Origin of the sequence: Herpetosiphon geysericola (assembly GCF_001306135.1) — a bacterium.
Classification (GTDB): domain Bacteria; phylum Chloroflexota; class Chloroflexia; order Chloroflexales; family Herpetosiphonaceae; genus Herpetosiphon; species Herpetosiphon geysericola.
On sequence record NZ_LGKP01000035.1, the window covers coordinates 23,248 to 46,370 of the forward strand.

The window sequence follows — 23,123 nt, forward strand, 5'->3', positions numbered from 1 at the left end:
AAGCAGCGCCAGATGTGATATGCTCTAGGGGTGATCGAAGTAACCCGGAGGCAATCGCTATGCTGGAGGAGATTTTCGCTCCGCAATCGGTGGCTGTGGTGGGAGCATCTCCCGATCCATCACGTCTTGGTCACCGTGTCCTCAAAAATGTTATTGACAATGGCTATCAAGGGCGAATCTACCCGATTCATCCCACAGCCAAAGCAGTTTTAGGCCAAACGGCCTACCCGTCGGTCGCTGCTGTTCCCGCTGATGTTGAATTGGCAGTTTTAGTTATTCCACCGCAACATGTGCTCAATGTCGCCGAAGAGTGCGGCCAAAAAGGCGTGCGCGGTTTAGTGGTGATCACTGCAGGTTTCAAGGAAGTAGGCGGTGAAGGGGTTAAGCTTGAACACCAATTGGTAGAGATTGTGCAACGCTACGGCATGCGCATGGTCGGCCCCAATTGTCTTGGTGTGATTGATACCGTCAGCCATTTGAATGCTTCGTTTGCAGCATTAATGCCTGCTGATGGCGAAATTGCCTTTATGTCGCAGTCGGGCGCGGTCTGTACTGCCATCCTCGATTGGAGCAAAGAGGCCAATATTGGGTTTTCGCGCTTCGTCAGCCTTGGCAATAAATCCGATGTTGATGAAGTGGCGCTGTTGCAGGCTTGGGGCAACGACCCGCAGAATAAAGTCATTTTGGCCTATCTGGAAGGCATTTCCGATGGCCCGGGCTTTATTCAGGCCGCTCGTGAAGTGACCAAACGCATGCCCGTCATCGCGATCAAAAGCGGCACGACGGCTGCTGGCACGCGGGCAATTTCCTCGCACACTGGCTCGTTGGCGGGCAGCGAAAGCGCCTATGAGTCGGCCTTTGGCCAAAGCGGGATTGTGCGGGCGCGCACGATGGAGCAATTGTTTGATTTTGCTTTAGTCTTTGCCTATCAACCCTTGCTGGCAGGCCCACGGGTGGCAATTGTCACCAACGCTGGTGGCCCGGGCATTATCGCCACCGATGCAATTGAGCGCGATGGTTTGCAAATGGCCGAATTTAGCCCAGCAACCATCAGCCACTTGCAAGCCAACTTACCGCCAACCGCCAATGTCTATAATCCGATCGATGTGATTGGCGATGCTAAGGCCGATCGCTATCGGACGGGGATTGAGATGGCCTTGGCCGACCCCAATGTTGATGCAGTCTTGGTGCTGTTTACGCCGCAAGCTGGCAGCGAAGCCGAAGCCACGGTAGAAGCCATGGCCGAGCTTTCAGCCAACCAAAGCAAGCCGATTGTGGCAAGCTTTATGGGTGCATATAGCATCAAGCCAGCGCTCAAATTGCTCAATCAACATAAAATCCCCAACTACGAATTTCCCGAACGGGCTGTAGCCGCCTTGGCCGCAATGTGGCAACATCGGCGCTGGCGCGAACAACCAGCCCTAACCTATGCCCGTTTTGATGTTGATAAAGACCATGTGCGCGATTTGTTTGCCCAAGTGCGCGCTGCTGGGCGGGTTGAGCTTGGCGAAATTGAGGCTCGCGAAGTGATGGCGGCCTATGGCATGCGCTTGCCCGATAGTCGGCTGGCACGCTCGCCTGAAGAAGCCGCCGAAATCGCTAAGGAAATTGGCTTTCCGGTGGTGATGAAAATTAGCTCGCCCGATATTTTGCACAAAAGCGATATTGGCGGCGTGCGCGTGGGCATTACCGACCCCCAAGCTGCCAGCGATAGCTACGAGTTGATCGCCTATCGTGCGCGTAAATTCAGCCCGAATGCCCGAATATGGGGGGTGTTGGTGCAGGAGATGGCGCGCAAAGGTCGCGAAGTCTTGGTTGGTGTCAGCCGTGATCCGCAGTTTGGGGCATTAATTGGCGTGGGCATGGGCGGCATTTATGTTGAAGTGCTCAAAGATGTGGTGTTTCGACTTGCGCCGTTGAGCCGTGAAGAAGTGCGCGAACAACTGCGGGCTATTCGTTCGTTCCCATTGTTGCAGGGCGTGCGGGGCGAGCAAACCGCCGATTTAGAGGCGGTCGAAGATATTGTGTTGCGGGTCAGCCAATTAGTCAGCGACTTCCCCGAAATCGTCGAAATGGATATTAATCCGTTGGTTGTCTACAACCGTGGCGAAGGCGTAATCGTGCTCGATGCCCGCATTATTCTGCAAGGATAGATTGAAAGGCAAAAGTCAAAGGGCAAAAGGCAAAATGGATTTTGAAATAGCAATAGCTTTCAAATCCATGAGCCAGTTTATGATGAACCACGAAGTTTAGTTTTTTGACTTCTGACTTTTGATTTGATAATTGAAAATCAAAGGGCAAAAGGCAAAATAAATTAAAAATCATAGGACAAAAGGCAAAATAGATTCTGAAATAGCAATAGCTTTCAAATCCATGAGCCAGTTTATGATGAACCACGAAGTTTAGTTTTTTGACTTCTGACTTTTGCCTTTTGACTTGATAAAGGAGTTTCGTTATGGCAACGCTGTATGTTGCATCAACAGAATCATATGTTGGCAAGAGTGCAGTTTGTGCTGGCTTGCTGCGCCAACTCAAGGATCGCCAGATTGATGCTGGCTATATGAAGCCAGTCAGTGTTTCGGTAACTCACACGCCTGAAGGGGCGTTTGATGAAGATGCTGCTTTTATTCGCGAGAGTTTTGGCCTGAGCGAGCCGTTGGAGCAAATTGCCCCAGTGCTTTTGCGCCGCACCACCATCGAAAGCATTTTGCGTGGCGAGCAGCACGATTGGGCTGGCGCGGTGCAACAGGCGTTTCAGGCAATTAGCAGCCAACATCAAGTAACAATTGTCGAAGGCACCAATAGTTGGTATGAAGGTGCGCTGGTTGATCTCAGCGCCGATCGGGTGGCCGATTTAATCGACGCGCCGATGGTGTTGGTTTCGCGCTATCGCACCACCCTGACCGTCGATGCAATTTTGTCGGTGCAACGCTTCGTTGGCAAACGGCTCAAGGGCGTTATTCTCAACCAAATTGAGGAAACTCGACTAGATTTTGTGCAATCGCATGTTGTGCCCTTCCTTGAGCAACGCGGGATTGCGGTGCTGGGCTTGTTGCCGCAAGATATTGCGCTCTCTGGGATTCCAGTTGAGGATTTGGTCAGCGAGCTTGGCGGCAGCGTGATTGGTGCTGAATATGGCCAAGGCAAAATCGTCGAGTCGTTGATGATTGGGGCGATGGGAGCCGAGGCGGGTTTATCGCACTTCCGGCGTCGTGCCAACAAAGCTGTGATCACAGGTGGCGACCGCACTGATTTGCAACTAGCAGCCTTGGAAACCTCAACCAACGCCTTGGTGCTGACGGGCAACTTCCGCCCGCAACAATCGGTGATTGATCGCGCTGAACAACGCAACGTGCCGATCATCACGATTGCCGATGATACCTTGACCGCCGTTGAACGGATTGAAAACATGTTTGGCCATGTGCGCTTGCACGAACGCACCAAACTCGAACGTTTCACCAAACTGATGGCCGAGCGCTGCGATTGGGCACGCTTGGACGCGATTTTGGGCTTGTAGGTTTGAGCAACAAAAACCCCCGTGTTCTATGTTGAACACGGGGGTTTGTTTTTTAGCCTTGAATTTGTTTTTTAGCCTTGAAGCTGAGGATTTAAACTAGCGGTAGCGCCATTGTTCGTAGTGTTGGCCGACGTTACCCATTTCGACTTGCCAATCGGCGGGATTGCTGGGCGTGTAGGTCAGCACGCGGCGCTCGAAGGCTTGCACCAGCACTGTTTGTTCAACGCCGCCAACATACACTTTGGCCCAGTAAGCTTCGCTAATTGGGTAGCCTAAGGCAAAGACCCAATCCATCACTTGGCCTTCTTGAACTTTACCGTTTTGATTGACTAAGCCTTGGCGATTGACAAAATTCCAGAAGGCGCTGGGAATGTTGTGGCCAGTTTCGGGCACATAATGCACCAATTTGGCAGCATCGTTGAGGTTGCCAGCATAGGCACTAACCTTGCCACTGCGCGCTAATTGCTGGTCGGCAAATTTGCCTGTGCGGTCATTGGTTGCGCCAAGCAAATTGCTAAAGCTCGCATAGGTTGGAGCAGAAGCATCGCCTAAGTCGCCAGCAATGTTAATTTGGGCTGGGGTGCGCTGCACATAGTTGCTATCGCCAATTTGAATTTGGCCTTGGATCAATTCCTTGGCCAACAACCCGTTGGTGACAAACCATTGGCTTTGGCGATCACTCTCGAAATCGCTAATTTCCATGCGCGATTTATCGAAATATTGCACTTGGCGCAAACCACCAGGCGATTGATCATAGACTTCGGCGCGGGCTTGGCCGCTGTTTGGCCCCCATAACCACGAACGCACAGCTTGGCCGCTGGCCACCGGCGCATCGGCATGGGACCAAACCTTGTTGAAGGCTGGATCAGCAAATTTGCCATTGCTGCGGGTATCGAAGTTTGGCAATTTGTTGCTCGAAAAATTGGTTGGGGTTGGATAGGCCGAGGTTGGCGTGCGCGTTGGCGTGCCCGTTACCGTGCCAGTTGTCGTCGGCGTGCGCTCATCATCAAAGGTCGGGGTCAGATCATCTTCATCGAAGGTTGGCGTAATTTCGCCATCATCGAAGGTTGCGGTTGGCTGCATCGTTGGCTGGCCTTGGTTGGCGTTGCTCTTGATCTGGAAGGTCAAGGTGTAATCGATAAATTGATTGCCAACATCGCCCACATTTTTGACTTGCACAAAGTAGAAGCCATCGACGACTGGCGAGAAATCGATCCGCGAATCTAAGCCCGATTCATAATCGTCGTTGAAATCGATAATTGTCGTGCCGTCACGATCGGCGAGCACCATCACTGTATCAGCCCCAACGCTGAGATCCGAGGTAAACAGCGAATAGACTTTGCCCGCTTTGCCGAAGAATTTGACCCAATCTGCATCGCCGCGTGGGCACAGACGATGGTCGGGATGCACTTCGCCAACCACAATCAAGGGCGCGATTTCCGGCAAACCATCTGGCTCATACAAATCTTCGCAAATTTCGGGAATGAGCGTTGGCGTGGGGCCATAGCTTTCGCTGTTGAGCACCACCGTGTAGAGGGCATCAATAAAGCCGCGGCCTGCTGAATCGCGCACCTTGATATAGTATTGGCCGTTGGCTGGCGCGCGCCACGATTGAATCCGTGGCTTGATATCGCTGGGATCGTTGTTGCGCGGAAAGTCGTCGTTGAAGGCCAATTGATTGCCATTGCTATCGTAAAGCGTCAACGAAAGGTCAAGGCCATCGGTCATTTGCGAGACATCGATGGTGTAGACTTTGCCCTCTAAACCGCCAAACAAGAGCCAATCTTCATCGCCAACTGGACAAATCGCGTGGATTTGGGGCACATCAACTTCAATTCGGCGCGCTTGGCTACGGGTGTTATTTGGTTCGAAACCATCGTTTCTGGTATTACCACTTCCATTACAAACCCGCACAGGAGTGCCAGAAACAATCGGAGTAAGTGTTGCGGTTGTTGTTGGAAGCGGCGTTGCTGTGGGAGCCGGTGCAACTCGCACTCGCAAACCTGAAAGCCTTGCAATTGAAGTAGGTGTCGTGGTTGACGCAGCTTCAACACTAAGGGTCGCAACATCACCATTATTGGCGGTTGGAGGAATATCAACCGTAAGACTAAAATCCTGCGATCCGTTATTTGGAACAGGAACGGGACTTCCTACAGAAAGTGTAGCATTCCAGCCAGGAACGATCGAGAAATTAATATTGAACGAATCCGTGCCTGGTCCTAAGTTATCGAGAATAATCCTAAAGGTTACACTTGTGCCTGCTGGGCCAGTTAAAGTAGGATTATTTGGGCTAAGTGATAAACTAGGGGTTGCAGCATGTACTTTGTCTGGCTCTGGTACTATCAAAAATAGTGGTAGCAACATAGCCAAGAGCACCACAAACATCAATAAACGCATCCGTTTCATAGGCAACTTCTCCGCTTCAAGGCTGGTGATTAATTGAAAGAGATAGGGTTAAAAAGAGCAGCATTGCTATGCTGGTCCATTATAACGTCAAATATTGATTTTGGGGCAGGCGCTTAAGCTTGCTTTGACCTATAACTGGTTGATCATGCTGTTTTCGAGAATTGGCTGAGGCCCACCATTTTGGGCCACGCGCAGCATGGCTTGGGCTAATTGATCAGTTGTCGTCACATATTGAGGCATGAAGCGTTGCAACACGGGGTAGAATGGGCCAATCAGGCGATAGAGCAGCCGATAGAGCCGCGTTTTGGAAACCACACCATGCTGCGGTTGAATAAAGCCCGGGCGCAACATATAGGACTCAAATTGCAGTTTCAACAACGCTTGCTCGGTTTGACCCTTAACCCGTGCCCACATTGTCCGCGAGTTGGGATTGGTTCCAGCGCCAGAAACATACAAAAAGCGCGATTGCGGATTAAGCCGGGCCAAGGTTTGGGCCACATGCATGGTCAAATCGTAGGTAATTGAACGATAGGCTGCCTCGGTCATGCCCGCCGCTGAAACTCCTAGGCAAAACAAACAGGCATCATAGCCAACTAATTCATGTTCAATCGAGGCTAAATCATAGAGATTGCAATGCACGATTTCGCCAAGCTTAGGGTGGCTTTGGCCAGTCGGGGTGCGACCAACACACAACACTTGCGCAACCGCCGGATTCAACAAACACTCACGCAACACCCCTTGCCCAACCATGCCAGTCGCCCCAAAAATAAGTATCTTCATCGGCAGTTCCCTCATTTTTTAAGCTAAAGCCTAGAGTTCATACCTGGAGCCTTAGCGATCCACAACCTAAATATTAGGGGTGCAGTGGTAGTGATCAATCACCATCCACAGCTTGTTTTGAAAATACAAAAGCTTTATTTAAGCCTAGCACGATTTACTGCCAACGGAGCGCCAAAATTAGTGCGAAGAAAAACGGTAGCCGCCAAGCCCAACCATCGGTATACTGAATTCAGTCAATCGGTCACAACCACAGGAGTGTCGCAATGCAACAACTAACGGTCGAACAAGTCGCAACGCCGATTGGCGATGTGGTCATTATCAGTAGCCCTCAGGGCGTGGTTTATCTTGATTTTGGCGATAATCAAGCCCGCTGCCAACGCTTGCTCAGCCAACGCTATGGCTCGTTTGAATTAATCCCAACTGCGCAAAGCGATTTGAGCGCAGCAGTTGCCCACTATTTTGCAGGCGATCTGGCGGCGCTTGATCCAATTAAGGTTGATCTGGCTGGCAGCGAGTTTCAGCGCAAAGTTTGGTTGAGCCTGCGCGAAATTGGCGTTGGCCAAACCATGAGCTATGGCCAATTGGCGGCCAAAGTTGGTACGCCTAGCGCCGCTCGCGCCATCGGCATGACCAATGGCCTGAATCCAATTAGCCTGGTTTTGCCCTGCCACCGCGTGATTGGCGCCAACAAAAGCTTGACTGGCTATGCTGGCGGCTTGGAACGCAAACGCTGGTTGTTGCGCCACGAAGGCGCTCAATTTAAAGATCTGCCCAAGCAAACGAGTTTTGAATTAGTCTGAAAGCAGCAAAAATGTTAACTGAAATTGAGCCAACCCTCCCAAGCCACAGCGACATGGTTGCGCATATGTTGCAATCGGATGCCAGCTATAACGGCAAATTTATTACTGCGGTCAAAACCACAGGCATCTATTGTTTGCCAAGCTGTCGGGCGCGCAAACCCAAGCCCGAGAATGTTGAGTTTTTTCATAATCCGAACGCGGCCCAAGGGGCGGGCTATCGCGCCTGCAAACTTTGTCGGCCTGATGATTTTTATCGTGGCTTCGACCCTGAGGAACATTTAACCGAGCAATTGATCGAATCGGTGCTGGCCCAACCTGCTGCCTTTGGCGATGTTAAGGCTATGGCGCAAGCAGCTGGCGTTGGCCAAACCAAATTATTCGAATTGATGCGGGTTTATTATCACACCACGCCAGCAGATTTGCTGTTGCATGGGCGCATTGAGGCTGCATGCGCTTTATTGTTGAACAGCGACCAAACGATTATTGCGATTGCCAATGAAGTTGGTTTTGATAGCCTTTCGAGCTTCAACGAGAATTTTCGCAAGCAGACGTTGCTCACGCCAAGCGATTATCGCCGCATGCCAGAAACTGGCCATTTTAGCCTTAGCTTGCCCAACGATTATCCAAGCCGCCAAATTTTAGGCCAGCTTGGCCGCGATCCACTGAGCTTAACTGATCGGGTTGTGGAGCAGACTTGGCTTAGCACGTGCCGTTTGAATGCGCAAACTGGGGTTTTGCTCAGCGTCACAATCACCCAGCAGCATGCAGAATGTTCAATTGTGGATCAGCCAACGCTTACGCCAAGCGACTATGCCACAATTCACCAGCATATCGTTGCTGGCTTGGGTTTGCGCAACGATCCCAGTCGCTTCGAGGCCCACGTTGCCAAATCGCCAGCACTTTTACCTTTGATTGAGCAACAACGCGGTCTGCGCATGCCCTTGGTGCATAATCCGTTCGATGCCTTGGTTTGGGCAATTTTGGGTCAACAAATCTCGCTGGCGGTAGCCTATCGCTTGCGCCAACGCCTGACCGCGCTGGTGGGTCAACCATTAAATGCTGAGTTTTATCTTGCGCCAACGCCGAGCGCCGTGGCTGAACTAAGCGTTGAGCAATTATTGCCGTTGGGCTTTTCCAATTCCAAGGCGCGCTATTTAATTGATACGGCGCAGGCGATTGTGGCTGGAACTCTGCCCTTGGCCAGCTATGGCAGCAAATCAGCCACGCGGATCGAGCGCGAACTTTTGGCCTTGCGCGGCATCGGCCCATGGACAGCCCAATATGTGCTGATGCGCTCGTATGGGTTTAGCGATTGTGTGCCGGTGGGCGATAGTGGCTTGACCAGTAGTTTGCAGGCATTTTTTCAGCTTGAGCAACGGCCTGATCGCTCAACAACGCTGGCCTTGATGGCCGCCTTTAGTCCCTATCGCAGCCTTGCAACCTTTCATCTCTGGCAACGCTTGAAGCCAATGTAACAATGTTTTGATCCACGAAGGACACGAAGAGCACAAAGATACGTTTTTAACCACGAAGGACACGAAGAGCACAAAGATACGTTTTTAACCACGAAGGACACGAAGAGCACGAATGTTGGGTTTCGTGGTTCGCTGAGATTTTTACAATTATCAAGGAACCACTGAACTAAACTTAGCGACCCTTCGCGTTCTTCGCGGTTACAGGTGCAATTGCGTGGCTGGGTAGGCGATTGCCAAGACGCTGCCTTGGCTGGCCTGGGCTAATTGTTCGGAGCTGACAAGCTTGGGGGCAATTTCAGCCAGTGGTCGCAGCACAAAATCGCGCTCGAACATCCGCGGATGGGGAATGATCAGATCAGCGCTCTGCAATTGCTGATCGCCATACAACAAGATATCGAGATCAAGCGGCCGCGGGCCATAGCGCAAGCCTGGCCGTCGCCCACAAGCGTGTTCAATTTGTTTGAGCAAGGCGAGTAGCGCATGCGGCGCTAAATCGGTCGTGCCAGCAACCACCGCATTCAAAAACGGCGGTTGATCTTCCACATAGGCGGCGGCTGTTTCATACACGCTCGAATAGCTGGTTAATTGAACAGCTGGCGCTAAGGCAGCCAAACCAGTTTGCACATTGGCGAGCCGATCGCCTTGGTTGCTGCCGATGGCTAAATAAATTATGGTCACGCTTGCCCCTGTCGTTGATCTAAGGCTCGCAGCGCATCGCGATAGCCCATATCGAACAAAGCTTGATGATTTTTGCCCTCATAATCGACGATCCATTCTAAGGGCATCAGTTTTTGGGGCGCAATGACCAATGGCTCGGCCACGCGATAGGGCATTGTGCCCGGCCAGCGCAATGATTGATCGCCAGTTTTTTCGGCGGCTGCGGTTAGGCGATGCGCCGCTTCAGCAATTTGGTTATAAACTTTGAGCAGCTTAAACGATGCGCGATACGAAGCCAACAACGCCCAATCAAGGGTCAACCACAGCGATTGCGCCAAATCGCTAGGCATGGCTTCGAGATGTTGGTCGCCATCGTTGGGGTCGGCATCCCACGGAGTCATCATCACTACAATAATTTCTACATCGCCGCCAGCATGCTCAATGACTGGGCCAAGCGGCGTATTGGCCAACACCGCGCCATCCCAATACATATCATCGCCAACTTGGGTCCACGGGTACACCGCTGGAATGCTCGACGACGCCATAATATGCTCGATGTTGAGCTGATCTTGGGTTTGACCATCGAGTTTGTGATTGCAAAACACCCGCAACGTGCCACGTCGCACATCGGTGGCGGTGAGCAGCAAAGTTGGTGCAGCTGGGCTATTGATGTGCTCGAAGTTCATCCATGCGCTGAGTGTGCGGCGCCATGGCGTGGTATCGAGCAAACTTTTGAATGGCGTAGCACTAAAAATGCTGCGAAATTTATGCCAAATGCTGGGGCTGTGTAAATTGCGCTCAGCCTCAGGCGTTTCGGCTTCAATCTGATCGTCGCCGCCATGCTCGTCAGAGGTCAAAATCGAGCGCAGCAAAAAGCGCATCAGCGGGCGGCTAATCGTCGGCAAATCGTTTGAAAGCTGTTGCACATCTTCTGAGTGCATATGCAGCCAGCGTTGGCGCAATTGAGCCACAGTCATGCCCGAAGCCAAGGCCGCGCCATTGACTGCGCCAATCGAGGTGCCAGCAATAATATCTGGCCCTTGGCCATCGAGCATCCAGCCACGTTCGACTAGCGCTTGCATTACGCCAACGTGATAGGCTCCTCGGCCACCGCCCCCAGAAAGCACCAAGGCTTTTTTCGTCATCGCACCCTCGCAGCTTGGCAAAACTCAAATACACCATTGCTCAATGTTCGGCAAGGCGTTTGCATCTGTCAGTTATTAGCACGCGATTTAGAAGATGTCGTCCTCGTCGTCGTCGTCGCTGATGCCAAGGTCGAGCAGCACCAAATTATTTAGGCTTGGCGATTGACCAAAAGCCTCTTGGCTGTTGCGAGTTAGTTGGTTGCCCCACAAATCAAGCTCTTGCAACTGGCCAAGGTTGCTCGTATTGGCCAAACTGGTTGCAGCAACATCGCCAATCGCATTTTCAGCCAAATAGAGCACCGCTAAATTGCCCAAGCTTGTGCTGGTAGTCAAGGCTTGGACTCCAGCGTCGCCAATTGCATTATCATTGAGCAACAAGGCCTTGAGGTTGGTGACGTGCGCCGATTGGGCCAAGGCACTCAAACCTGGATCGCCAATCGCATTCGAGCGCAAATCGAGCCGTTCGGTGTTGGCCAGCACTGGCGAGTTGGCAATTGCGCTAAGGCCTGCTGCATCAATATTGGTCGATGAGAGATTGAGGGTTGCAATGCTGCGCAGATAGGGCGATTCGGCCAATGCTTTGGCTCCAGCAAAACCCACATCATTATCGCTCAGGTCAAGATGAGTCAGATTGCTCAATTGCTCATCTTCGGCGAGGGCTTTAATTCCATCGGGGCCAATAGCGTTGTTGCTCAAGTTGAGGGCAGTTAATTGATTGAGATGTTGGGCTTTGGTGATTGCAATAATGCCAGCATCGCCCAACTCGTTGTGGTCAATATCGAGCAGTTGCAAGTTGACCAAGGCCTTGCCTGCGACCAAGGCTGCGCCACCTTCAGGGCCAAGCTGATTGCGATAGAGCCGCAGCTTGGTTAATTGGGTTAGGTTGGTCGAGGTGCTCAAGGCTTGCACGCCAGCAGCGCCAATTCGATTGCGATACAGCTCTAGTTCGGTGAGTTTACTGAGGTGAGGTGATTGGGCCAAGGCAATCAGGCCTGCATCGCCAATGTGGTTGCGTTGCAAGCGCAGGGTGCGCAATTGGCTTAAGTGAGGCGATTGAGCCAGCGCGATCACTGCGTCGTCAGTTAATTGATTTTCGCTAAGATCAAGCACGCGGACTGTGGCCATATGTGGTGAGCGTGCCAACGTGTGAGCGACAGCATCACCCCAATTGCGACCATTGAGGGTTAGTTGGGTCACGCCAACTAAACGCCGTTCACGTAAGGCGGCCTTGAGTTCTTCGACGGTGGACACATCATCCAAGGAGACTATGTAATTTTTAAGCTTTGCCATCGTAACGACCTCTGTGTCGGGTTATTTCATTGTTGGTTCATTGTAGCATACTGCCCTTGGCGATTGAGTCCCCCCAAATGGCTAGGCTACGAAGCGTGTTCGTAAGGGGTGTTGCTGGTTCGCATCAGCCTCTGCCTGCTTGACGTTGCCTACACTCTACCGTACACTGCAAGCAGTCTACTCAGGAGTTGTATCCTATGCCTCGCGTAATTGCCGTCACCAACTTCAAGGGCGGTATTGGTAAGACGACTACCACAGTCAATGTAGCCGCCGGTTTTGCCCTCAAAGGTGCCTCAGTGCTTGTGATCGATGTCGATCCACAGAGCAATGTGCGTATGTGTTTTGGGCATGCCGAACCCCGCCGCTCGCTGTACGATGTTTTGATCGATAATAAGAAAATTCCTGATTGTGTCGTGCAAGTACGCCCAAATATCGACCTACTTGCTTCTAGCGATGCCTTGTTGCAGGCTCAATCGGATATTGGCAAACGCGCAGATTGGGGGCGGGTGCTCGAAATTGCCTTGCGCCCAGTGGTGCGTAATTATGATTTTGTGCTGATCGATTGTAGCGCTTCGTTGACCGTGCTGAACTTAAATGCGCTTATGGCAGCCTCAGATATTATTGTGCCAACCGCCTTGGAGCACTTGGCGTTGCAAGGTTTGCGCCAACTTGGCCGGAATATCACCCGCATCAAAGGCACAATGGGCGCACTACGCATGATTATTCCAACTATGTTCGATGGCCGTAATCGCCAATCGCATCGCTTACTCGCGAGCTTGCGCGAAGAATATGGCAGTTTGGTCACCGATCCTGTACGGGTTAATGTGCGGCTTTCTGAGGCTACCGCCGAAGGCAAAACGATTTATGAGTATGATCCACGCTCGAATGGGGCGATTGATTATGCTGCCTTGGTCGAAAAGCTCAGCGATGTGTTTAATTTTCAAGCCAAGCCAATGCCTGAACAGCTTGCTCAGCCAGCAGCTAATAAACAGTTGAACCCTGCCCGATCTGCTACGCCAGTTGACCTTCCGCCGCCACCAGAACCAGCGCTCGTGAGCAATTTGCAAGCTGAAGAAAAGCCAAGCTTTCGTGGCCCAGTACGCGAGGAATGCCCGCATTGTGGCAGGCCCTTAGAGCAAGTGATGCTGGCAGGCTATCGGGTCTATTTTTGCGATCATTGCAAATACAAGCGCCAAGAATTGGCCTCGGGCGTGCGACGCTAAGAATATTTATGCACTCGTTGTAGGCCAAAGAGTATAGCAACCATCCAAATTGCAGCAAAGCCAAGCCTTAAACGGGCTAGGTTGGTTGGGCTGACTGTGAGCCATGACCCTAATAATTGATCAAGTCCACTGGCAATTAATTCAACTCCAGCCAAGTTTAGGCCAAATAAGCTGGCATAAATCGCGAAGATGATCAACCGTCGCCGCCCATTGCTGATGCGCCAAGCTAAAATAGCACAGCCAAGCACCACAACGCCGCTGGCCAGCCAACTCCAAAATTCAATTGTCATTGAGGTACCTTAAATCAAACAGCCGTGGGGAAGTATAGCATGGGGCAATCGCAAGAGGATAGAAAACACAACCCTGTGTTGAAGCAATAACAATTAAGCTTATTGGCCACAAAAAGTGCAAACGGCTTGGGCTTGTGGCTCAAACGCTGCTGCTAATGGCGCAGGATTGATCAGGCTGGTTGCCAAAATCAACAAGGCCAAGGCGGTGATGATTGCCAGAGCCAATGTGCGATTGAATGGTTGGGTTTGGATGTTCAACATAGCCTGCCTCCGAATTAACATTGCGTTAGAACTAAGGCTAGTATCGCACCCTGTTGTGACAAACAGCGTCACACTGGTTTAGGGCTTTGTAAAGCTAAAAAAAGCCCTACTTACGTGGGTCGTAAGTAGGTGCTATTGGCGCGACCGGAGGGACTCGAACCCCCGACACTTGGTTCCGAAGACCAATGCTCTATCCACTGAGCTACGGTCGCAACGCCTATAGAATACCCTAAACTAGGCTTTGTTGCAAATGCTAAAAACCTAACGCCCATGGAATTCCATGGGCGTTGGGCTGTTCTCAATGCTGTGTGGAGGAAACCGAGGGCGAACTGGTTTATTTGGTCAAGGCTTCGCGAGCGCGTTCAAGCTCGGTGTTCAAGCGTTCTTCGCCTTTGGTGCGCAAGTTGGCAATAATGTCGTCAACGGTTTTGCCATTGGCTTGTGCAACTTGCTCCAAGGTTTTGCCTGCTTGAACTTCGGCTTTGACTTGTTCAACGGTCAAGCCCGTTACTTCAGCGGTTGCTTGCACCAGCAAATGCTGGCCCCGCCCGCCGCGACCTGGGCCTTTAGCGCCAACCACGCCTTTTTGGTTCATCAGGGTTGGGGCTTCGGTTTTGGCGTTGCTCAAGCGTTCGGTTTTTTGAGCTTCAGTAATTTTGCCACTGCTGACTGATTCGTTCAGTTTGGTTTCTAATTGAGCCACAGCTGCGTCAATTACTGCTTGTTCGCTGCTGCCGTTGGCGGTGGCGATTTCGGTCAGTGAAGCGCCTTCAACCAATTTGGTGTGTACATCAGCAGTGGTCAGTTTGGTCAAGGCTGCGGTTTGCTCAACCAATTGATGATGAATGCCCATGCCGCCGCGTTGACCCATACCACCACCACGTCCGCCACGCTTGCCAAGGCCGAAGCCTGGGCCGACGCTCGTGCTATCAGGTGTGGCTGGCTGAGTTGTGGTGCTATCAGGCGTGGTTGGGGTTTGGGCGCTGGTGTTGGTTAAACGCCCACCAACAAACACTAAGCTAAAAGCGATTGCCACAATTGCTAGCCATTTTCCGATTGTTTTCATACAGCCTCCGTTGTGTTTTCGATATGGATTGAGCATAAACCATTGCTGTGAAGAATATATGAAGTAAAGGATGAAGGATGAAGGATGAGGGATGAATGCCGAAAGGCAGAAGGCAAAAGGCAGAAATCAAAAGTCAAAATAGATGTTAGGAATGGCAGGCTATTGGTGAGTAGCAACAGAATCCAACTAATCTGTGCCAATCTGTGGCGAAAACAGCCTTCGCGTCCTTCGTGTTCTTCTCGGTTACAACTTCTTCGTGTGCTTCGTGGATCAGTTTTTAACGCAGCGGTGCAGAGAGCAAAAGGATGAATTATGAGGGATGAAGGATGAAATGTGGGGCATAGCAGGATAATCATCGTAATCTGTGCTAATTTGGGGCAAAAAATAATTCTCATTCCTAGAATTCGTGGCTAAAACTTCAACGTAGAGGTGCAGAGCAAGAATGGCTTTGGGCTTTGGGCTATCGGAGATTGTTTTGAAATACAATATTCCAATAGCCAAGAGCCCAAAGCCAACAGCTAGCTTTCGCGGTTGCAACTTCTTCGTGCTCTTCGTGGCTCAACTATTTTACAGACTTCGGTTAGATTTGCGGCGTATAGCGCTTAAACAACCGATATGGAATAAAATAGAATTGAAAGATACATTGAACGAGATAACTAATAATAAATGTAAGAATTTTTGTGTGATCATAGTCATCAACAATCAACCAATAAGCTAATCCCACCCATAGAAATAGAACCCAAAATGCAATTAATGCCACACTCTTGCGATAGCTATTGAGATTAACTTCCTTTGTTCGAAATTTATACCAAAGCATAACTGCATAGATTAATCCTGCGATTACATTCATTGGCAAAAAAATAAAGAACCAGGAAACTACTATTAACTGAACAATCGATGTCTGTTGAACTTCAGCGGGTGTTTGGGTAACAATATAGTGAATTGTGTAGATTAATGCTGCAATAATACTGGGCTTGAATTGCTGAGCCATAACGAATAATAGAAATTTTTTGAAATTTTGAATCAAAAATTGATTGCTTACCATATTCATATTGTACATAATAGATGCTCCTTATGTTGAATTTATTGTAATAACTGCATTCTTATGTTATTGCTAATAAACGTATCTGAAATTCCAGGAATAGAAGATATTAGACTATTTATGCATAAATGCGCACCATAGTTATCAAAATCGAATCCATTTAAGCTGCTAGATGCAAATACATATATTGCGGCACTACTTGTTGCCCAACGAAGATTATCTGGATTTGATGAGGAAATATCAAAATATAATACAAGATCTGTATCACTTGGATCATTATCACAAATAGTAGTATAACGCTGATGCCATGTTGGTGCTTTATCTTCCAAATAGTTAACATAGGGTGTAAAATATTCAATGAACTGTCTCCAACAGAATCCTTGCTGTTGAGCAGTTGGATCACATCCAGCTTTATTGGCATCGATCTGCACACTGTCTAGTAATTTTCTTTCATTAGTCAAACCTTGATCTATAGCCTGACTTGATTCATTTTTGTAGACAAATTCTTTGTTTATAATCTCATTCATTTCAATAAATTTCTCGTTATCTAATGATTTTATGAATATTTCAGCTTCATTTACCGTTATATTTTCATCTATTGCCAGACTGATAAAATCTCTTAAGTCATCTTTACTTAAATCTTTAGAATCTTTTGTTAGTACAGTTTTGCGATCATCTATCCTATCTTCAGACCTTGCTTTAATCGATGGCGTTTCCTTCATAATAGCTATTAATAAGATACATACCATGATTAAAAAACTGAGCTTTTTCATGTGTTGAAACTCCTATAAAAGATCTTACAATTCTTATAGTATCAATTTTTAGTTGTACTTTCTACAATTCTATGTAACAAATGTGTAACAACGTAGTTATATTTAGAGATATAGGAGCATTATCGTGCTAGGCCTCTACCAACGCTTATTGGGCTTTATGCTCATGATTTTTTTGCTGATTCAGCTGCCTGCACTGAGTCATGCCGAGCCGCCAACCAACCAGCCAAGCGATTGGTGGGGCATTGTCGTGCGCGATCCAGCCTACGAATGGAATACGAACCCATCTGCTTATCCCAACGCCGTCAACCAAGCCTTTATCAATCGCATGTTCGATGAGATTGTGGCCATGGGCGGGCGTTGGGTGCGCTTCGAGTTTCATGGTGAATGGAATGGTTCAAGTTATGGCAGTTTTAATCTGGCTCAAGCTGATTATTTCGTTAGTGCTGCGCATAGTCGGGGCTTGAAGGTGCTGGCCTTGCTGGGCAGCGATATTTTGCGTGGCCCACAGGCTGGTATGCAGCATTTTGATGGCGGCACGGTTTCGGGCAGCATTCCAACCAGCAATCCCGACCGCGAGCTGAATCCATGCCCAGCAGCGCCGATTGGCTGCGGCGTGAATGCCTATCAAAAAGCATGGCTCGAACGCGCGATCAGTATCGCCGATTATTATCGTGGCCGCATTGATGCCTATGAGATTTTCAACGAGCCAAATTTCTATTTTGCGTTGATTGGCGATACTAATGGCCAGCAAGATGAGATGAATCCCTATTATCTGGCCCAAACGATTACCAAGCTGTATCGGATTTTGCGCGATGCCAGCCGCAACGATCAAACGCCGCTGATCATTGGTGGCCTTCACCCGTTGACTTCCAATGAATCGGGGCGCACTGATCGCGGCTACTTGCAAGCGCTCTACCAAGCTGCACCGTTCAGCAATTGGGCTAATAGCCATAACGGCAAATACCCAATCGATGGCGTGGCCTATCATCCCTACCCAGCAGAAATGCGACGCTTGGTCGATGATAACGACTTTTTGCCTTTGGTTGGGCCACGCCTAGATAGTTTGGTAGCGACCATGCGCATGTTTGATCAAACCAGCAAACTCTGGTTGACCGAAATTGGTACCCGTGGCGACCCAACCAATGCCAACGATCTGCAACGTCAAGCAGCTTTTATGCGTCAATTTGTTGCAACGATTTATAGTCGTCCAGACATTGCTAACTGGTTTTGGTTTAAATACGAAGATTTTCCTGGTGAGGCTTGGGGCGTGGTGCATATCAATTACGATGGCAGCGGAGCCTACGATCTGAATGGTGCGGTGAGTTTGTATAAACCAAGTTTCTATGCCTACCGCGATTTAGTGCACAATTTTCGCCAGCGGGTTTGGATTCCGCAAGTGCTCAATAACATTAATTAGCGCATTCTGACGGCCTAAAAAGCGTTTGCAGGCCAGCAGTAACAGTCTGCTCAATTCGACCGTGTGTGCTATAATCGAAGCAAACAACTGCCAACGAATTGAGTACATCACTTGGGGATAGAGTAGCAATGTCAACGCGAAAATCTGCGCCAAAGCGCCAAAGTGGCAAAAAGCCAGCCGCAACTGCCCGCAAACGTGGCGCAGCCAAACCAACCATTACCCCGCAAATCCAGCTTTCCCAAAATCTTCAGCGTGAGATTTTTGCGGTTATTTTGGTGTTTCTGGGTTTATTGACCTTGCTATTCAGTACATTTAGCGGCGATCAAGGGGTTATTGGCACGCAATGGAACACTGCCGTGGCGCGCGCTTTTGGCACTGGCAAGGTGCTGGTTCCGGTTGCGCTTGGCATTTTGGGCGGCCTGATGATCTTTCAAGAGCGATTTAGCGACAATCGCCTGAGCGGCGCGAATATTCTTGGCACGCTGATGGTGCTGCTCTCGCTTTTGATGCTGCTGGAATATCCAGGCTACGAGATTCACCGCGAACACCCTGAGTTTCATGTTGGCGCTGGCGGCGGCGTGGTCGGCCAAACCTTGCTTACGATTTTGATTAGCGGCATCGGCAAGGGCGGGGCATTGCTCTTTGCCGTTACCATCGGCCTGATCGGCATTATGCTGACCTTTAATTTAACCTTGCGCCAAATTATGGCCGCGCTGTTGTATTACACTGGCGGCTTGCGTATTTTAGGCCGTCGCTTGGTTGGCGCGCCGGTGCAGCGTGCGCCAATGTTTGATGATTATCCCGAGGAGCACTACCGACCGCTGGAGTTGCCCGCGCCTCAAGCCATGCCCAAGGTGAGCAACAAACGGCGCCAAGCGATTATTGAAGATACGACCAGCCAAGAAGTGATGCTTACACCGATTGCTGAACGACCTGCGCAAGCCAGTTTGTTCAATCGCGATCTGCCTGACCCAAGCAGACCACCCCGCCGCAAGGAAGTTGCGCCACCGCCAGTTGCTCCCAATGGCTCAACCAGCATGGCTCCAACCAAACGGCTTAAACCTGCCGATGATGCTAAAGCCAATCAGCAAAAAGCTAGTGCCGAAGAAGCTGCCTTTATCGAGCCAGATGAAGCCTTGACCCACCGCGCATGGCCGTTGCCAACCCTGCCAACCCTCGATGATTTTGTCGAAGGTCAAATTGGCGATGAAGAAAAACGCGAAAAAGCCCGCATTATCGAGGAAACTTTAGCCTCGTTTCGGGTTGAAGCGCGCGTGGTCGAGGCCAACACTGGGCCAGCAGTCACTCAATTTGCGCTCCAACCAGCAATCGGGGTCAAGATTAACAAAATCACCAGCTTGCAAAACGATTTGGCCTTGGCTCTTGCTGCGCCATCGTTGCGAATTGAAGCGCCAGTGCCAGGCCGCTCGGTTGTGGGCATCGAAATTCCTAACTCGGCGATTGCCACGGTGGCGATGCGCGATGTGATTGGCAGCGAAGATTTTGATGCCAAACGTGGAAAGCTCAAAATTCCGCTTGGCAAAGATGTTTCGGGCAACGTCGTGATTGCTGACCTCGCCAAAATGCCGCACTTGCTAGTGGCTGGCAGCACTGGCTCGGGGAAAAGTATTTGTATCAATTCGATTATTATTTCGCTCTTAATGAAGCACACGCCCAACGAGCTGAAATTCATCATGGTCGACCCCAAGATGGTCGAATTGATTGTGTACAACAACATTCCGCATTTGCTCACGCCAGTCGTGACTGAGCTTGAACGGGTGGTTAGCTCGCTCAAGTGGGCAGTGCGCGAGATGGAGCGGCGCTACAAGGTCTTTGCCAAAGGCGGTTTCCGTAATCTCGAAAGCTATATGCAAGCGGCGCGCAAACGCCCCGACCTTGAGCCAATGCCCTATATCGTCGTTATCATCGACGAGTTGGCCGACTTGATGATGCTTGCTCCTGATGAAGTTGAAACCTTGATTTGTCGTTTGGCCCAAATGGCGCGGGCCACTGGTATCCACTTGATTTTGGCGACCCAACGGCCATCGGTTGATGTGGTAACTGGTCTGATCAAAGCCAACTTCCCAACCCGGATTGCCTTCGCCGTAACCTCACAAATCGATTCGCGGGTTATTTTGGATACGCCTGGAGCTGAGCAATTGCTTGGTCGGGGCGATATGCTCTATCTGGCGGTCGATGCAGCCAAGGCAATTCGGGTGCAAGGCACGTTTGTTTCCGATGGGGAAGTTGAGCGGGTGGTGCAATTCTGGCGCTTGCAAATTCCCCCAGAATTAGCCCAAGCGAATGGATCCAATACTGGTACCGCCACGAATGCCCAAGCAGCGCCAGCAGCCAATAGCCAAACCAGCATGGGCGATGTCTTTTTGCAGGCAGACGAGCAAGATGAGCTACTGCCCAAGGCGATTGAATTGGTGCGCCAACATCAACGGGCTTCGGCCTCGATGCTGCAACGACGCTTGCGGATTGGCTATAGCAAAGCTGCCCAATTAATCGAATTGCTCGAACAGCGCGGCATTGTCGGGCCAGCAGAGGGCAGTCGCTCGCGCGAGGTGCTAAATCCAAATCAAGGTGCGCAAGCTAGCGACGAATAACGGTGATATTCCTGCACCTGCGGCGTAGAGCCTGCTACCCAGCAAATCGACGAAATCGTTTATCATGGGGGTATAGGCTATGCGGTTCTTGGTTCGTAGTACTGATAGCGCCCAGTTAGCCTATCACCTATAGCCTTGTACAAGGAGATCACTGTGAACAAGCAGACCATTCGTGATGTAGCGTTGAGCGGAAAACGAGCTTTAGTTCGGGTTGATTTCAATGTGCCTCTTGATGAAGCACGCAAAGTCACTGATGACACACGGATTCGGGCAGCGTTGCCAACGATCAACTATTTGCTCGAACAAGGTGCAAGCGTGGTTTTGATGTCGCACTTGGGTCGACCGAAGAAAAAAGTAGCCGAAGAATTTCGGCTCAAGCCAGTTGCCGATCATCTCCAATCACTGCTGGATGCCCCAGTGAACTATATTCAGACCACAACTGGCGCTGAGGCCGAAGCAGCTGCGAAAGATTTGCAGCCTGGCCATGTGTTGTTGTTGGAAAATACCCGCTTCGACCCGCGCGAAGAATCGAACGACCCTGCCATGGCCGAAGAATTGGCCCAACTTGGCGATGTGTATGTGAATGATGCCTTTGGCGCTGCCCACCGCGCCCATGCCTCAACCGAAGGCGTAGCCAAATTCTTGCCTGCTGTGGCTGGCTTCTTGATGGAAGCAGAGTTGGCAGCCCTTGGCAAGGCCTTGGATGATCCTCAGCGCCCCTTCGTGACGATCATCGGTGGTGCGAAAATCAGCGACAAAATCGGTGTGATCGAAAACTTGCTTGGCAAAGTCGATTCGTTGCTAATCGGTGGCGGCATGGCCAATACCTTCTTGCTGGCTCAAAACAAAGCTGTCGGCGATTCATTGGTCGAAGCAGAGAGCGTAGCCGAAGCAGCCCGTTTGATCGACGAAGCCCAAGGCCGCGGCGTGAAATTGTTGTTGCCAAGCGATGTGGTGGTGGCCGATGCCTTCAGCGCTGAAGCCAATACCCAAGTGCTGAGTGTCGATGATGTGCCCGATGGTTGGCGGATTCTTGATATTGGGCCAGAAACGCGCCAAACCTATTCCCAAGTTGTTAGCGAAGCCAAAACCGTGATTTGGAACGGCCCAATGGGTGTGTTTGAGCTAGAGCCGTTTGCCGCAGGCACGCGCGCCGTTGCTCAAGCCTTGGCCGATAGCAGCGCAATCACCATCATTGGTGGTGGCGATTCAGTCGCAGCGATTGAGCAGATGAAGCTTGGCGAAAAGATGAGCCACATCTCAACTGGTGGTGGTGCCAGCCTCGAATTGCTCGAAGGCAAAGTGCTGCCAGGCATCGCCGCACTCAACGATAAATAATCGGTTCGCTTACCTAAATTACTCAGCCCTACAGAATTATGCGTTCTGTGGGGCTTTTTGTTAGCGATAACCTTTAACCTGCAAGCATTCTTTGAACTGAGAGGAGCAGCGCTATGTATGAAGTGCCGCATAATACAAGACCTATTAGCAAATGGCCAATAATGCTGATAAGTTTGTATTATATGGTGTTGGGGAGTCTTGCGGCAATTAACAGCATCTCTTTTTTTATCACGATGATTTATAGCGATATGTTGGATAGCCATCGCATTATGAGTACGCTTTGGCTTGCGCTGATAGTAATTGCGAATGCTGGTCGTTTGGCTTTCTTTGTAGGATTAATAAATTATCGCCGCTGGGCATATTGTGGAAGTTTAATTATTGAAACGCTGATGATTATGCATGCTGGCTATACTTTAGCCTTCAGTAAAATCCGAATTTATGAATGGATAATCATCAGCATCGGAATGATTGGTATTGTAATTCTTGGCTATCTCTTTCGACCAAAGGTATGGCGTACATTTTTTGGCGTAGAAGAATAATTATTTTTACAGAAGTGTCATTTTGAGAGAGAAACATAATGTATCAAGTACCGCATAATCCACAAAATAAACTTCGTTGGCCAATCGCGCTGATTTTCTTTTATTATGCGATTGTTGGGATTGGTGCAGCAATTGGTGGCTGTTTATTGGTTGCCAGCATTGTATATGGTAAGCAACGAGTAAGTTTATTCTGGCCATTTTTCTTCTTTTTGTTCAATATCAGTCGTTTAGGCTTCGCTGTGGGGTTTGTGCGATTTCGGGCTTGGGGCTATCGCGGGATTGTGCTCGTCGAGGCGTTATCGATTATGAGTCTGCTCGGTCGATTTGTGCTCCAGAGAGAACGCATTTCGTGGGTTGAAATTGCCTTGAGCATGATGGCTATGCTGATTCTTGGCTATCTCTTGCACCCTCGGATTAAACATCAATTTCTGCAATCAAATAGAGTATAAGCGTTACAAGCAATTAATCTGCGTACACCCACGGCGTTGCTAT

At 50.0% G+C, this 23,123-nt stretch carries 20 protein-coding genes and 1 tRNA gene; 10 read left to right on the plus strand and 11 right to left on the minus strand.

Features of this window, described 5'->3' with window-relative positions; genetic code table 11:
• The first annotated feature begins 59 nt into the window (after positions 1 to 59).
• Both acs and SE18_RS20915 read left to right on the plus strand, forming a co-directional pair.
• The gene (gene acs, locus SE18_RS20910; protein ID WP_054536420.1) at positions 60 to 2,153 is read left to right on the plus strand and encodes an acetate--CoA ligase alpha subunit; all 2,094 of its coding nucleotides are present in this window, start codon (positions 60 to 62) and stop codon (positions 2,151 to 2,153) included.
• A gap of 302 nt (positions 2,154 to 2,455) precedes the next feature.
• Entirely contained in the window at positions 2,456 to 3,517 is a 1,062-nt protein-coding gene (locus SE18_RS20915) for a phosphotransacetylase family protein (RefSeq protein WP_054536421.1), read from the plus strand.
• Positions 3,518 to 3,613: 96 nt separating this feature from the next.
• On the opposite strand, the gene SE18_RS20920 is transcribed toward SE18_RS20915, so the two are convergent.
• Positions 3,614 to 5,923, minus strand: coding sequence for a PPC domain-containing protein (locus SE18_RS20920; protein ID WP_054536422.1), 2,310 nt, complete (start codon positions 5,921 to 5,923; stop codon positions 3,614 to 3,616).
• 129 nt (positions 5,924 to 6,052) lie between these two features.
• A complete protein-coding gene (locus SE18_RS20925) occupies positions 6,053 to 6,703 on the minus strand; it encodes an NAD-dependent epimerase/dehydratase family protein (RefSeq protein ID WP_054536423.1) in 651 nt (216 codons plus the stop codon).
• Positions 6,704 to 6,966: 263 nt separating this feature from the next.
• Between SE18_RS20925 and SE18_RS20930 the strand changes: the two genes are divergently transcribed.
• Positions 6,967 to 7,503: a methylated-DNA--[protein]-cysteine S-methyltransferase gene (locus tag SE18_RS20930; protein ID WP_054536424.1), complete on the plus strand. Its 537-nt coding sequence runs from the start codon at positions 6,967 to 6,969 to the stop codon at positions 7,501 to 7,503.
• Between the two features lie 11 nt (positions 7,504 to 7,514).
• A complete protein-coding gene (locus SE18_RS20935) occupies positions 7,515 to 8,978 on the plus strand; it encodes a DNA-3-methyladenine glycosylase 2 family protein (protein ID WP_054536425.1) in 1,464 nt (487 codons plus the stop codon).
• Positions 8,979 to 9,176: 198 nt separating this feature from the next.
• On the opposite strand, the gene folK is transcribed toward SE18_RS20935, so the two are convergent.
• From folK to SE18_RS20950, 3 genes are all read right to left on the minus strand, one after another.
• Entirely contained in the window at positions 9,177 to 9,656 is a 480-nt protein-coding gene (gene folK, locus SE18_RS20940; protein ID WP_054536426.1) for a 2-amino-4-hydroxy-6-hydroxymethyldihydropteridine diphosphokinase, read from the minus strand.
• Positions 9,653 to 10,780 (minus strand): patatin-like phospholipase family protein, encoded by a 1,128-nt coding sequence (locus SE18_RS20945; protein ID WP_054536427.1) that lies wholly within the window; start codon positions 10,778 to 10,780, stop codon positions 9,653 to 9,655. Before SE18_RS20945 ends, folK begins: the two co-directional genes overlap by 4 nt.
• Before the next feature lie 87 nt (positions 10,781 to 10,867).
• Positions 10,868 to 12,070, minus strand: a complete 1,203-nt coding sequence (locus SE18_RS20950) for a leucine-rich repeat domain-containing protein (RefSeq protein WP_083470057.1) — start codon at positions 12,068 to 12,070, stop codon at positions 10,868 to 10,870.
• Between the two features lie 197 nt (positions 12,071 to 12,267).
• Between SE18_RS20950 and SE18_RS20955 the strand changes: the two genes are divergently transcribed.
• Positions 12,268 to 13,293 (plus strand): AAA family ATPase, encoded by a 1,026-nt coding sequence (locus tag SE18_RS20955; RefSeq protein ID WP_054536429.1) that lies wholly within the window; start codon positions 12,268 to 12,270, stop codon positions 13,291 to 13,293.
• Here the strand turns inward: SE18_RS20955 and SE18_RS20960 are convergent.
• The 6 genes from SE18_RS20960 to SE18_RS20980 form a co-directional block, all read right to left on the minus strand.
• Complete coding sequence (locus SE18_RS20960) at positions 13,290 to 13,583, minus strand: hypothetical protein (RefSeq protein WP_054536430.1); 294 nt, start codon at positions 13,581 to 13,583, stop codon at positions 13,290 to 13,292. The genes SE18_RS20955 and SE18_RS20960 overlap by 4 nt on opposite strands.
• Before the next feature lie 99 nt (positions 13,584 to 13,682).
• Positions 13,683 to 13,844 carry a hypothetical protein gene (locus tag SE18_RS27595; protein WP_160319534.1) on the minus strand — a complete coding sequence of 54 codons (162 nt, stop codon included), beginning with the start codon at positions 13,842 to 13,844 and terminating at the stop codon, positions 13,683 to 13,685.
• Positions 13,845 to 13,980: 136 nt separating this feature from the next.
• Positions 13,981 to 14,056: transfer RNA gene (locus tag SE18_RS20965), tRNA-Arg, on the minus strand.
• Positions 14,057 to 14,178: 122 nt separating this feature from the next.
• Positions 14,179 to 14,910, minus strand: coding sequence for a hypothetical protein (locus SE18_RS20970; RefSeq protein ID WP_054536431.1), 732 nt, complete (start codon positions 14,908 to 14,910; stop codon positions 14,179 to 14,181).
• Between the two features lie 580 nt (positions 14,911 to 15,490).
• The gene (locus tag SE18_RS20975; protein WP_054536432.1) at positions 15,491 to 15,970 is read right to left on the minus strand and encodes a hypothetical protein; all 480 of its coding nucleotides are present in this window, start codon (positions 15,968 to 15,970) and stop codon (positions 15,491 to 15,493) included.
• 23 nt (positions 15,971 to 15,993) lie between these two features.
• Entirely contained in the window at positions 15,994 to 16,725 is a 732-nt protein-coding gene (locus SE18_RS20980) for a hypothetical protein (protein ID WP_054536433.1), read from the minus strand.
• 124 nt (positions 16,726 to 16,849) lie between these two features.
• Between SE18_RS20980 and SE18_RS20985 the strand changes: the two genes are divergently transcribed.
• The 5 genes from SE18_RS20985 (at position 16,850) to SE18_RS21005 (ending at position 23,080) form a co-directional block, all read left to right on the plus strand.
• A complete protein-coding gene (locus SE18_RS20985) occupies positions 16,850 to 18,142 on the plus strand; it encodes a glycosyl hydrolase (RefSeq protein WP_054536434.1) in 1,293 nt (430 codons plus the stop codon).
• 128 nt (positions 18,143 to 18,270) lie between these two features.
• Positions 18,271 to 20,754 carry a DNA translocase FtsK gene (locus tag SE18_RS20990; protein ID WP_054536435.1) on the plus strand — a complete coding sequence of 828 codons (2,484 nt, stop codon included), beginning with the start codon at positions 18,271 to 18,273 and terminating at the stop codon, positions 20,752 to 20,754.
• A 153-nt stretch (positions 20,755 to 20,907) separates the two neighbouring features.
• Complete coding sequence (locus SE18_RS20995; protein WP_054536436.1) at positions 20,908 to 22,092, plus strand: phosphoglycerate kinase; 1,185 nt, start codon at positions 20,908 to 20,910, stop codon at positions 22,090 to 22,092.
• A gap of 113 nt (positions 22,093 to 22,205) precedes the next feature.
• Positions 22,206 to 22,631, plus strand: coding sequence for a hypothetical protein (locus SE18_RS21000; RefSeq protein WP_054536437.1), 426 nt, complete (start codon positions 22,206 to 22,208; stop codon positions 22,629 to 22,631).
• 38 nt (positions 22,632 to 22,669) lie between these two features.
• On the plus strand, positions 22,670 to 23,080 hold the full coding sequence (locus SE18_RS21005; protein WP_054536438.1) for a hypothetical protein: 411 nt from the start codon (positions 22,670 to 22,672) through the stop codon (positions 23,078 to 23,080).
• Positions 23,081 to 23,123: the final 43 nt, after the last annotated feature.